This is a genomic window from Streptomyces sp. MNU76 (assembly GCF_020982545.1).
GTDB lineage: Bacteria > Actinomycetota > Actinomycetes > Streptomycetales > Streptomycetaceae > Streptomyces.
Genome location: NZ_JAJKLK010000026.1, coordinates 26062 through 38320 on the forward strand (window position 1 = coordinate 26062; position 12259 = coordinate 38320).

Consider the following 12259-nt stretch of genomic DNA (forward strand, 5'->3'; position numbering starts at 1 on the left):
CCGCCCAACCGACCGCCCCTCAGTATCAAAGGAACTCCCATGCGCAAGGCAACCCTCCGCCGTTCCTGTGCGGCTCTCGCCGCCGTCACCTCCTTCGCCCTCGCCGTCACCGCCTGCGGCGGCACCACGAAGAGCGACGTCAAGGACGACTCCGCCTCGGCCGCGGCCACCGGCAAGGCCGACCCGAACGCCGAGCTGAAGAAGGGCCTGACCGTCGGCTTCCTGCCGAAGCAGGTCAACAACCCCTACTTCACCTCCGCCGACAAGGGCGGCGAGGCGGCCCTGGAGGAGCTGGGCTCCAGCTACAAGGAGGTCGGTCCCTCCAGCGCCACGGACACCTCCGGCCAGGTCAACTACGTCAACACGCTCACCCAGCAGCAGGTCGACGCCATGGCCGTCTCCGCGCAGGACCCGGGCGCCCTGTGCACCGCGCTCAAGCAGGCCATGAGCAACGACATCAAGGTCGTCACCTACGACTCCGACACCAAGCCGGAGTGCCGCAACGCCTTCGTCTCGCAGGCCAGCGCCGAGGACCTGGGCCGCACCGAGGTCCAGCTGCTCGCCGAGCAGATCGACTACAAGGGCGAGATCGCGATCCTGTCGGCCGCGCAGACCGCGACCAACCAGAACACCTGGATCGAGTTCATGAAGGACGAACTCAAGGACCCCAAGTACAAGGACATCAAGCTCGTCAAGGTCGCCTACGGTGACGACGACGCCCAGAAGTCCTTCCAGCAGACCCAGGGCCTGCTCCAGGAGTACCCGAACCTGAAGGGGATCATCTCCCCGACCACGGTCGGCATCAAGGCCGCCGCCCAGTACCTGTCGGGCTCCAAGTACAAGGGCAAGGTCAAGCTGACCGGCCTCGGCACCCCCAACGACATGCGCAAGTACGTCAAGGACGGCACGGTCGAGGGCTTCGAGCTGTGGGACCCGGCGAAACTCGGCGAGCTGGCCGCCCGTACCGCCGTGGCGCTGGTCTCCGGCCAGATCACCGGCAAGGAGGGCGAGACGTTCACCGCCGGAGACATGGGTGAGTACACCATCGGCAAGGACGGCGTCATCAGCCTCGGCAAGCCCACCGTGTTCACCAAGGAGAACATCGACAAGTTCAACTTCTGATCACCGCCCACGCGTTACAGCCACCCCCTCACCCCCCAGGAGCGGTATCTCATGCAGCGCGTCTGCTTCCTCCTCAAGGTCCGCCAGGACCGGATCGACGAGTACCGCGAGCGGCACGCCGCCGTGTGGCCGGAGATGCTCGAAGCACTCTCGGCCACCGGCTGGCACAACTACTCTCTCTTCCTGCGCGACGACGGCCTGCTGGTCGGCTACCTGGAGACCGAGGACTTCCAGGCGGCGCTGGCCGGCATGGAGGCCGCCGAGGTCAACGCCCGCTGGCAGAAGGAGATGGCCCCGTTCTTCGAGTCCCTCGACGGCGCCCGTCCCGACGAGGCCATGAAGCCGCTCACCGAGGTCTTCCACCTCGCCTGAACCCCTCCCGCAAGTCCCTCACGCAACTCCCTCTCGCAACCCTGTTGCCCCCCTCCCGTATCCCTTCTCGTTCGACGACGGAGTCCCCCGAGATGAAGAGACGAACGCTGCTCGGTGCCGCACTCGCCGGCGCCGTGGTGACCCCCTCCCTCGGCGCCGCCACCGCCCGTGCCGCCGACCCCGGCCCCTCGGTCACCCAGACCGGCAACACCCTGCTGGACAGCCAGGCCATCTACTTCGTCTCCTACGACGGACTGGTCAACAACAACGCGTTCCAGAAGAACGCCCTGCTCACCTACAAGGGCTACCAGTACGCCGTCTGGTACGCCGCCGACCGCAACGCCGTCGTCGGCCGCCGCGCTCTCGGCTCCGGCACCTGGTCCACCGTCAGGGTCGGCCACACCCTGCGGTACAACGACTCCCACAACGTCATCTCCATGGGCGTCTCCAAGGTCGACGGCCGCCTCCACCTCAACATGGACTCGCACAGCGACGGCTTCACCTACGTCAAGTCCGTCGCCGGCCTCATGGACGATCCGGCCGGCCTGAGCTGGACCACGAGCCGCTTCGGTGCTCCGCAGTCCACCCTCGACGGGCTCGCGCTCACCTCGCAGTTCACCTACCCGCAGTTCGTCTCGATGCCCGACGGCAAGCTCCAGCTGAGCTACCGCGCCGGCATCTCCGGCAACGGCCGCAACGCGCTCGCCGAGTACAACGGCACCTCCTGGACCAACCTCGGCGAGTGGACGTCCTCCACCGGCACCTACACCAGCGAGCACGGTTCCTCGACGGCCCGCAACATGTACCTGCACGGCATCGACTACGACCGCAACGGGCGCCTGCACGCCCTGTTCACCTGGCGCGAGCAGAGCAACAGCGTCATGTGCAACAGCGGCGGCATCACCAACCACGACACCGGCTACGTCTACTCCGACGACCGCGGCCGCACCTGGCGCAACAACGCGGGCACCGTCGTCGGCACCACCGGCGGCTCCGACCGGGTCTCCGTCACCGACGCCGGCCTCGTCGTGGACGCGCTCAACCCGGACCACTCCCTGATGAACCAGGAGAGCCAGTGGACCGACTCCGCCGGCCGACCGCACGCCATCATCAGCTACGTCCCCGGCCGCTTCGGCCAGTGCACCACGAACTACGTCGCCAACCGCACGGCCAACGGCCGCGCCTTCCTCGTCCGCAAGAGCTCCTCCGGCGCCTGGGCGAAGACCGAGATACCGGTGCCGCTGAACTCCAGCCAGCGCACCAAGCTGGTCATGGACAAGTACAACAACGCCTACGCGATCTTCCCGTTCGGCCGGATCGCCGGAGCCTCCGTGGCCTCCGGGCACACCGACTGGAGGATCCTGTTCGACGGTTCGGGGCTCAACGCCTTCGGCGAGGTCGTGTTCGACGAGACCCGGATCGCCCAGGACAACGTCCTGTCCGTGATGTACCAGGTGAAGTCGAGCGGCACCACACCGTCGGCGCTCCGCGTGATCGACTTCGCCCTGCCCGCCTGATCCGTCGTACTCCCGTACGCCGGGAACGTTCCGCCGCTGACCGGGTCATTTCCGCTGAGGCCCGGCGGTAATGTGAACGTATGCCCGCCGCTCCGTACCTTCCTGGAGGTCCCCGTCCGATGTCGCAGTCGGTGGGTATCAAGGACGTCGCCGCCGCCGCCGGAGTCTCCGTCGGCACGGTCTCGAACGTCATCAACCGGCCCGACTCGGTGGCCTCCGGCACCCGGGCCCGTGTGCTGGCCGCCATCGACCGCCTCGGCTATGTCCGCAGTGAGTCGGCGCGCCAGTTGCGGGCCGGGCGGAGCCGCATCATGGGGCTGCTCGTGCTCGACATGGGCAACCCCTTCTTCGTCGACGTCGCGCGCGGTGCCGAGCGGGCCGCGCGCGACGCCGGACTCGGCGTGATGGTCTGCAACAGCGCGCAGAGCGCCGGTGAGGAGTCCGAGTACCTCTCGCTCTTCGCCGAGCAGCGGGTGCGTGGGGTGCTGCTGACCCCCGCCGACGCCACGGGACGCAACATCGAGGCGTTCCGCCGCCACGGCATCCCCTTCGTCCTCGTCGACCGGGTCGCCGAGGGCACCACCGAGTGCTCGGTCTCCGTCGACGACGTGGCGGGCGGCGCCCTCGCCGTACGGCATCTGGTGGACGCGGGCCACCGATCCATCGCGTACGTCAGCGGACCGGCGGGTCTCAACCAGGTCCGCGACCGCCGTACCGGCGCCCTGGGCGCCCTGCAGGAGGCGGGACTCGGCCCCGAGGCCCTGCGGGAACTGCCCACCGAGCGCCTCGACGTGGCCGCCGGCCGAGACGCGGGCGCCCGCCTCCTCGGCCTCGCCGACCGCCCGACCGCCGTGTTCTGCGCCAACGACCTGCTCGCCCTCGGCGTGCTCCAGGCCATGTACGCGGCCGGGGTGGGCGTCCCCGACGACCTCGCCATCGTCGGCTACGACGACATCGAGTTCGCCGCCGCCGCGGCCGTCCCCCTCACCTCCGTACGGCAGCCCGCCGTCACGATGGGCGCGCTCGCCGCCGAGCTCCTGCTGGAGGAGACCGAGGCCGAGACCGCGCCCGTCCCGCACGAGCACCGGCGGGTCGTCCTCCAGCCGGAACTGGTGGTGCGGCGCTCCAGCCTCGCGGCGCGCTGAGTGCCCGTTCAGTAGGCGCGCACGAGGGCGGCCGTCGTACTGATCCCGGGTTCAGCGACAATTTCTTGATCCACGGGGTCGGCCGGGCGGAGAATCTGTGCTGGACTGGACCACGGCCTGGAATCCGTCCGCTCAGGGAGCTCTGTTGTCCGTCAGCTACCGGCAGCCCGGTGTCGTTCTCACCGACCGCCGCTTCACCGTTCCCCTCAAGCACGACGACCCGTCGGGGGAGCGGATCGAACTCTTCGCACGCGAGGTCGTCGCGAGCGACAAGGCGGACGCCGAACTGCCCTGGCTGGTTTATCTGCAAGGCGGCCCCGGCTTCGGGGCGAACCGTTTCGTCGGCCGCGAGGCCTGGCTGGGACGGGCCCTCGACGACTACCGCGTGCTGCTCCTGGACCAGCGTGGCACCGGCGCCTCCACCCCCGCCAACCGCCAGACCCTCCCGCTGCGCGGCGGCCCCGTCGAACAGGCCGACTATCTGGCCCACTTCCGCGCGGACTCCATCGTCCGCGACTGCGAGGCCATCCGCCCCGAGATCACCGGCGGCGCCCCCTGGGCCGTCCTCGGCCAGAGCTTCGGCGGCTTCTGCGCGGTCACCTATCTCTCCGAGGCGCCCGAGGGCCTCAGCCGGGTCGTCATCACCGGCGGACTGCCCTCCCTCGACGCGACCGCCGAGGAGGTCTACCAGGCCGCGTTCCCGCGCATCGAACGCAAGGTCGCCGCGCACTACGCCCGCTACCCCCAGGACGTCGAGCGCGCCCGCCGAATCGCCGAGCACCTGCTCCAGCACGACGTCGTCCTGCCGAACGGCTACCGCTTCACCGTCGAGGCCTTCCAGTCCCTCGGCATCCTCCTCGGCCGCGGCGACGGCAGCCACCGCCTGCACTTCCTGCTGGAGAACGCCTTCGTCCCCACTCTGCGGGGCCCCGCCCTCTCCGACTCCTTCCAGGAGGAGGTCCAGGGCCTGCTGTCGTACGCCGGCCACCCTCTCTACGCCCTCCTGCACGAGGCCATCTACGGCCAGGACCCGGGCCCCACGAGCTGGGCGGCGGAGCGGGTGCGCGGGCGGCTCCCGCAGTTCGACGCCGCCAAGGCACTGACCGGCGACGGTCCGGTGCTGTTCACCGGGGAGTCCGTGCACCCCTGGATGTTCGACAACGACCCCGCCCTGCGCCCGCTGCGCGAAACCGCCGAGGCTCTGGCCGAGGAGCGGGGCTGGCTGCCCCTGTACGACCCGGAGCAACTCGCCGCCAACGAGGTCCCGGTCGCCGCCGCGATCTACCACGACGACATGTACGTCGACACCGCACACTCCCTGCGGACGGCCCGCTCGATCCGGGGCCTGCGCACCTGGGTCACGGACGAGTTCGAACACGACGGCGTACGCGCGGGCGGCCCGAGGGTGCTGGACCGCCTGCTGGCGCTCACACGGGACGAGGTGTGACGTCGGCGTTCGGCGTCACCGCCTAGCATGTAATGCATGCCAAGTGATAGTGACCCTTACGAACTGAGTGTCGGCGTGCCCTCCGTCGAGGTCTTCCGCCGTCTGCGCACCGATGCCGGTCTCTCCGACAAGGACCCCGAAGCCGTGGCCCTCGCCCTCCCGCACACCTGGCACGGGGTGATACTCCGGCACGCGGGGGAGCCCATCGGGATGGGCCGGGTCATCGGCGACGGCGGCACCGCGTTCCAGATCGTCGACATCTGCGTCCACCCCGCCCACCAGGGCCGCGGCCTCGGCAAGCGCATCATGGCCGCGCTCACCGGCGAACTGGAACGCCGGGCCCCCGCCACGGCGTACGTCTCCCTGATCGCCGACGGCCCCGCCCGCTTCCTCTACGAGCAGTTCGGCTTCGCCGACACCGCCACGCACGACTCGATCGGCATGTATCGCGTGATGAAGGGGGATTCAGGGGGCGGTGGGAGCGCGGATCCGCTTCGCGCGGGGCCGGCGTACAGGGGCTAGTGTGCCGACATGACCGCCCCTCAGAAGGTTCAGCCGGAGCAGCTCGCGCCCATGCCCGAGGACTGGCGGCGTGCTCTTGCCGTCGTGGCCCATCCGGACGACCTCGAGTACGGGTGCTCGGCGGCGATCGCGGCGTGGACCGACGCGGGCCGTGAGGTCGCCTACGTTCTGGTGACCCGTGGCGAGGCGGGCATCGACACGCTGGAACCCGCGCGGTGCGGACCGCTGCGGGAGCGGGAGCAGCGGGCGAGCGCGGCCGTCGTGGGCGTGTCGGAGGTCGAGTTCCTCGACCACGCGGACGGCGTCGTCGAGTACGGGCCCACGCTGCGCCGAGACATCGCGGCCGCCGTCCGCCGCCACCGCCCCGAACTGCTCATCACCCTCAACCACCGCGACACCTGGGGCGGCGTCGCCTGGAACACCCCCGACCACGTGGCGGTGGGCCGCGCGACCCTGGACGCCGCCGGGGACGCGGGGAACCGCTGGATCTTCCCCGAACTCGTCGAACAGGGGCTGGAGCCCTGGGACGGCGTCCGCTGGGTCGCCGTCGCCGGTTCCTCCAGCCCCACCCACGCCGTCGACGCCGGCCCCGGCCTCGACCGCGCCGTCGCCTCCCTACTGGAGCACCGCACCTATATCGAGGCACTGACGCAGGAGGACCCGGAGACCTACGCCCGCGAATTCCTCACCGGGTACGCCCGCGGCACGGGCGAGCGGTTCGGCGGGCGGCCCGCGGTGGCCTTCGAGGTGTTCCCCCGGTGACGTGCGGGGCCCGTGGCGCACGGCGGACCCCTCGGTGAGTTCTCGTTAGGGTGAGCCGTATGGAACAGACATCCGGTGCGGCCCGCCGCGCGCCCGACCTGCGTGATCTGCGCGCGGACTGCGGCAGTTGCTTCGGCCTGTGCTGCGTCGCCCTGCCCTTCGCCCGCTCGGCCGACTTCGCCGTCGACAAGGCCGCGGGCCGGCCGTGCGGCAACCTCGCGGAGGACTTCCGCTGCGGCATCCACGGCCGGCTCAGGGGCGAGGGGTTCACCGGCTGCACGGTCTACGACTGCTTCGGCGCCGGACAGAAGGTCTCGCAGGGCACGTTCGGGGGTGAGAGCTGGCGCACCGGCGGTCGCGAGCACGCCCGGCGGATGTTCGATGTCTTCCCAGTCATGCGTCAACTCCACGAACTGCTCTGGTACTTGACCGAGTCACTCACCCTCCCCGCCGCCCGTCCCGTGCACGCCGACCTGCGCCGCGCGCTCGACGAGACCGAGCGGCTGACCGGGGGGACGGCGGAGGAACTGGCGGAGCTGGACGTCGCCGCGCACCGGCAGCGCGTCAACGTGTTGTTGCTGAAGGTCAGCGACCTCATGCGCGCCGGCGCCGGACGCGGGCGGAACCGGCGGGGGGCCGACCTCATCGGTGCCCGCCTCAAAGGGGCCGACCTCAGGAAGGCCGACCTGCGGGGTGCCTACCTCATAGCCGCCGACCTGACCGGCGCCGATCTGCGCGGCGCGGACCTGATCGGCGCCGACCTCCGCGACACCGACCTCACCGACGCGGACCTGACCGGCGCGTTCTTCCTGACCCAGCCCCAGCTCAACGCGGCCCGCGGCACCGCCGGTACCCGGCTGCCGACCTCAGTCACCCGCCCCGGTCACTGGACAGCGTGACGGCGACGCCGGGGACGGCGGTGACGGCTGCTCTGCGGTGGCCCGCCCACCACCCCTTCCGCCGCTCCACGTTCAGCCGCAGCCCCTCCGGCATCAAGGTCAGCCGTTCCGCCACCCGCAGCCGGTACCCCGGCTCCGGGCTCAGCTCGTACCGGCGCAGCAGCAGGCCCAGCACCAGCGTGGCCTCGTGCAACGCGAACTGGCGGCCGATGCAGGCCCGGGCTCCCGTACCGAACGGCTTGAACGTGTGCGGTGCCCGCGAGCGCACCGCTGCCGCCTCGAAGCGGTCCGGGTCGAACCGGTCGGCGTCCGCGCCCCACACCGCCGGGTCGCGGTGCAGCATCGCCGTCAGCAGCAGCGCCCAGGCGCCGCGCCGCATCGGATGGACCCCGCCCAGTACGGTGTCCTCGCGGGCCTCCCGGGAGAAGGCGGGCGCCGTCGGCCACAGCCGCAGCGCCTCGTCCAGCACCCGGCGCACGTACCGCAGTCTGGCCACCTGCTCGTAGCCCGGCCGTACGGTGTCGCCCCACACCCGGTCCACCTCGGCGCGGGCGCGGGCCGCCAGGTCCGGGTGCCGGGCGAGGTAGTGCAGGGCGAAGGACAGGGCGCCCGAGGTGGTCTCGTGCCCGGCGACCAGGAAGGTGATGACCTGCCGTCGGACGTTCTCGGCGGACAGCCGCTCCCCGGTCTCCGGATGCGCCGTCTCCAGCATCCGGTCGAGCAGATCACCGCTTCCGGCCCCGGCGTCACGGACACCGAGTCGGCCCCCGGTGCCGGCGGAGGACCGCCGCGCCCGCACCACCGCGTCGACCGTCTCGTTGAGGTGGGCCATGTCCGCCCGGTTGTGCCGGGCGGCGTCCCGCAGCAGCAGGGGCACCAGCGGGTCGGGGGCGACGTTGCGGCGCTGGGCGTAGGTCAGGGTGCCGACCATCGCCTTCACGAAGGGGTGCGGCCGGGAGCGTTCGAAGGAGCCGAAGTCGTGGCCGAAGCCGGTGCGGGCGATCGTCTCCAGCGTCAGCTTGGTCATGTCACCGGGCACGTCCACGGTCTCGCCGGCCTCGCCCGCCCGGTCCCAGTGGTCCATCAGCCGCTCGGCGACGTCGAGCATCAGTGGGTGGTACCCGGCCATGGCCTCCCGGCTGAAGCCCGGGGCGAGGACGTCGTGGGCGAGCTGCCAGTTGGGCTCGTGGTTGTAGGCCGTGAAGAGCCCGTCCCCGGCCACCGGGCGCAGATTGGCGACGCCCACCCCCACGTGCTTGGCGAACCGTGACTCGTCCGCCAGTTCGGCCGCGAGGTCCGCGCCCCCGACGAACACGATCTCCTTGGTGAACGCCTTCCGCCGGAAGATCGGTCCGAGCCGCCGCCCGAGCCGCAGGGACTCCTGGACGGGCGTCCGCAGATTCGTCCCGAGGGCGTCGCCGATGACGGGGATCCGGTACGGCGGGTGCGGTATGCGGTGCAGCTCGGGCCAGCCCAGCTCCGCGCTGCGGAAACCCCTGGTGGTCGTGGTCCCCGTCGTCGCCGTCATGACCACCTCTCCCTCGCGCGCACGCCGTGCCGGGGCCGCCGCGACTTGTTGAACTCGGGTTCAATAACTGTCCCAGTCTCGTCCCGCTGTTGAATCCGCGTCAAGTAAAGTGACGGCATGGCAGCCAGGCAGGGTGAGCGCCCCCGTCGTCGGCTCGGCACCGAGGAGCGGCGGGAGCAGCTGCTCGCGGTCGGGGCCCGGCTCTTCTCGGAGAGTCCGTACGACGACGTGTGGATCGAGCAGGTCGCCGAGATCGCCGGTGTCTCCCGGGGGCTGCTCTACCACTACTTCCCGAACAAGCGGGTCTTCTTCGCGGCCGTGGTGGAGCGCGAGAGCGAGCGGATGCTGCGGATCATGACTCCCGCGCCCGGCGGCTCGGCGCGTGAGCGGCTGGCCAACGGGCTCGACGCGTTCCTCGCGTACGTCGAGGACCACGCCCACGGCTTCCGGGCCTTCCATCGCGCCGACGCCACCGGGGACCAGACCGTGCGCAAGGTCTACCAGCGGGCGCTGGCCGCCCAGGAGGCTCAGATCCTGGCGGCCCTGGCGTCGGACGCGGAGTTCGCGGCGGCCCTCGACGGGCGGCCGGAGATGCGGCTCGCCGTGCGCGGCTGGCTGTCGTTCACGACGGCGGTCTGTCTGGAGTGGCTGAGGGGCTCGGAGTTGTCCCGGGAACAGGTGCGCGACCTGTGTACGCGGGCCCTTTTCGGGGTTCTCGTTCCCTGAGTTCGGGGTTCCCGTCCCCTCGCCGGCTCCCGGCCGGCGCCGCGGCCGGTTCGTCGCGGCGAACGGAAGTCCATGGAGAAAGTCCACAGGCTGTCCCGCGGTGGTTGGCGTACGCCCCGATCTTCGATAGGTTAGGCAAGGCTTACCTAATGGAGGTTTGGGATGGGTGACCGTCACACCTGGACGGCCGCGCCCGCCGCGGCCGAGCGTGCCCGCTCGGTGCTCGCGGCGGCGTGGTCCTGCGCGGTGACCGCCGAGGGCGGCCGCGAGGAGTTCGTCGGCGCGCACAGCGTCACGGAGGGCGGCCGGGTGATCCTGAGCGTCCCCGAGGACAGTACGCTCGTCGCCGCCACGATCTGCGCCCCGCGCGGCGAGCCGTCCGCCGTGCTGGAGTTCGCCGACGTCGCGCCCGTCCCCGTGCGCAACCGCATCCGGGCCCGGCTGTGGATCGCCGGCTGGTTCGCGCCGAAGGACGGCGACCTGGAGTTCAAGGCCACCCGCATCGTGCTGCGCGAGCCCTCCGGCGCGGTCGTGGTCGACCTCGACGAGTTCGCCGCCGCCGCACCGGATCCGCTGGCCACGGCCGAGTCCCGGCTGCTGACCCACCTCGCCGACGTCCACCCGGACGCCGTCGAACGCCTCACCCGGCTCGTACCGCACGACAGCCTGCACGGCGCCGTACGCGTCCAGCCGCTCGCCGTCGACCGGCACGGCCTGACCCTGCGCATCGAACGGGCCCGCGGCAACGGCGACGTACGCCTGACCTTCCACAAGCCCGCCGACGACATGGCGCAGCTCACCGAGCGGATGCACATCCTGCTCTCCCAGGCGAGCGCCGCGTCCTGCCCGCGCGCCCTACAGCGGCAGCGCACAGACGGCGACGGGTGACGCGAACGGCGCGCCCGCGCGCCGCAGTCCACCGCTGTCCACGTCGACCTCGAAGACGCTGACCGCGCTCGACCGCTGCAACGCGGCGAAGAGCAGGCCCCCGTCGGGCGAGAGGGCGATCTGGCGCGGGAAGTCGCCGCCGACCGGAACGGTGTCGAGCAGCCTCAGCCGTGCGCCGTTCGCCTCCACCGCGTAGCGCGTCAGGCTGTCGTGCCCCCGGTTGGCGAGATAGGCGTACGAGCCGTCCGGCGTCACGACCAGCTGCGCCGGGTAGTTGGTGCCCGCACCCGTGCCCGTGGGTTGCGGCGGGCCCGGCGCGAGCCGCCCCCGGTCGGGCTCGTAGGCGCAGACCACGACCGTGTTGTCCACCTCGTTGGCCAGATAGGCGTACCGCCCCTCGGGATGGAAGGTCAGGTGCCGGGGCCCCGCACCCGCTCGCAGGCGCGCCCGGGACACTTCGGTGAGCGTGCCGCGGGACTCGTCCAGCCGGTAGGTGTAGACGGTGTCGGTGCCCAGGTCGACGGCGAGGACATGGCCGCCGTCGGGGCTCGTGACGATCTGGTGCGCGTGCGGCCCGTCCTGGCCCGGCCCAGGCGCCGGACTGCTGTGCACCACCAGGTCCGTGCGCTCGCCCAGCGCGCCCGACTCCTCGACGGGGTGCACGGCGACACTGCCCGAACCGTAGTTCGCGCTCAGCAGCCACCGCCCGCTCGGGTGCACCGACAGATGGCAGGGCGCCTCGCCGCCACTGCTCCGGGTGCCCAGCACCTTGCGGTCGGAGAGCCGTACGGCGGTCACCCCGCCCTCGGGCCGCTCGTTCACGGCGTACAGCGTCCGGCCGTCCGGGTGCACGGCGAGGTACGACGGGTCGCCGACCCCGCCGATCGTCCCCTCACCCGTGACACGACCGCTCCGGGGGTCGTACGTCGCCACCCCGATGCCGTCGCCGCCGCCCTCGGCGGAGGTGTACGTGCCGATGTAGAGCGGCTGGGGACCGGTGCGGGCGGGGGAGGGCTCGGCCGTCGCGGACTCGGTGCCCGACCCGGCCCCGGCCTCCGCCGACGGAGCCGTCGGGGCGTTCGTCGCGGAACCGGTCGTCCCGTCGGACCCCGCGCAGCCCGCCAGGACGGCCGGTACGGCTCCCGCCAACAGCCCCAGGGCGCGGCGCCTGCTCCAGCCGCCCCGGTTGCCAACCGCCTCGCTCGTCATTCGTCGCACCTCGGGTGTCGCTTCTCTCGGCCGTCACCACCTTGACGGGTCCGAGCACCCCGGCGCAAAGGCGAAGGCGGGCGTCGCGCGCCATGCGACGCCCGCCGTTCGTCCGCGGCGGT

Annotated in this window: 12 protein-coding genes; 10 read left to right on the plus strand and 2 right to left on the minus strand. The window is 71.6% G+C overall.

What is annotated here, in order from left to right:
- Positions 1-39: 39 nt before the first annotated feature.
- The 8 genes from rhaS (at position 40) to E4N62_RS40925 (ending at position 7786) form a co-directional block, all read left to right on the plus strand.
- The gene (gene rhaS, locus E4N62_RS40890; RefSeq protein ID WP_230222951.1) at positions 40-1122 is read left to right on the plus strand and encodes a rhamnose ABC transporter substrate-binding protein; all 1083 of its coding nucleotides are present in this window, start codon (positions 40-42) and stop codon (positions 1120-1122) included.
- A 51-nt stretch (positions 1123-1173) separates the two neighbouring features.
- Entirely contained in the window at positions 1174-1494 is a 321-nt protein-coding gene (locus tag E4N62_RS40895; protein WP_030043960.1) for an L-rhamnose mutarotase, read from the plus strand.
- 92 nt (positions 1495-1586) lie between these two features.
- On the plus strand, positions 1587-3011 hold the full coding sequence (locus E4N62_RS40900) for a BNR repeat-containing protein (RefSeq protein WP_230222953.1): 1425 nt from the start codon (positions 1587-1589) through the stop codon (positions 3009-3011).
- A 119-nt stretch (positions 3012-3130) separates the two neighbouring features.
- A complete protein-coding gene (locus E4N62_RS40905; RefSeq protein WP_230222955.1) occupies positions 3131-4156 on the plus strand; it encodes a LacI family DNA-binding transcriptional regulator in 1026 nt (341 codons plus the stop codon).
- 145 nt (positions 4157-4301) lie between these two features.
- Positions 4302-5603, plus strand: coding sequence for an alpha/beta fold hydrolase (locus tag E4N62_RS40910; protein WP_230222957.1), 1302 nt, complete (start codon positions 4302-4304; stop codon positions 5601-5603).
- A 36-nt stretch (positions 5604-5639) separates the two neighbouring features.
- Positions 5640-6125 (plus strand): GNAT family N-acetyltransferase, encoded by a 486-nt coding sequence (locus E4N62_RS40915; RefSeq protein ID WP_230222959.1) that lies wholly within the window; start codon positions 5640-5642, stop codon positions 6123-6125.
- A 9-nt stretch (positions 6126-6134) separates the two neighbouring features.
- Positions 6135-6887: a PIG-L deacetylase family protein gene (locus E4N62_RS40920; RefSeq protein WP_230222961.1), complete on the plus strand. Its 753-nt coding sequence runs from the start codon at positions 6135-6137 to the stop codon at positions 6885-6887.
- Positions 6888-6946: 59 nt separating this feature from the next.
- Positions 6947-7786: a pentapeptide repeat-containing protein gene (locus E4N62_RS40925; RefSeq protein WP_230222963.1), complete on the plus strand. Its 840-nt coding sequence runs from the start codon at positions 6947-6949 to the stop codon at positions 7784-7786.
- Here the strand turns inward: E4N62_RS40925 and E4N62_RS40930 are convergent.
- A complete protein-coding gene (locus E4N62_RS40930) occupies positions 7758-9314 on the minus strand; it encodes a cytochrome P450 (RefSeq protein WP_374117203.1) in 1557 nt (518 codons plus the stop codon). The genes E4N62_RS40925 and E4N62_RS40930 overlap by 29 nt on opposite strands.
- A gap of 117 nt (positions 9315-9431) precedes the next feature.
- Here E4N62_RS40930 and E4N62_RS40935 point away from each other — a divergent pair, with 117 nt between their 5' ends.
- Both E4N62_RS40935 and E4N62_RS40940 read left to right on the plus strand, forming a co-directional pair.
- Entirely contained in the window at positions 9432-10040 is a 609-nt protein-coding gene (locus E4N62_RS40935) for a TetR/AcrR family transcriptional regulator (RefSeq protein WP_184902622.1), read from the plus strand.
- A gap of 162 nt (positions 10041-10202) precedes the next feature.
- Positions 10203-10928 (plus strand): DUF2470 domain-containing protein, encoded by a 726-nt coding sequence (locus E4N62_RS40940; protein ID WP_230222965.1) that lies wholly within the window; start codon positions 10203-10205, stop codon positions 10926-10928.
- Here E4N62_RS40940 and E4N62_RS40945 read toward each other — a convergent pair.
- Positions 10896-12137 carry a lactonase family protein gene (locus tag E4N62_RS40945; RefSeq protein ID WP_230222967.1) on the minus strand — a complete coding sequence of 414 codons (1242 nt, stop codon included), beginning with the start codon at positions 12135-12137 and terminating at the stop codon, positions 10896-10898. The two genes, E4N62_RS40940 and E4N62_RS40945, sit on opposite strands and share 33 nt — an antisense overlap.
- Positions 12138-12259 lie beyond the last annotated feature (122 nt).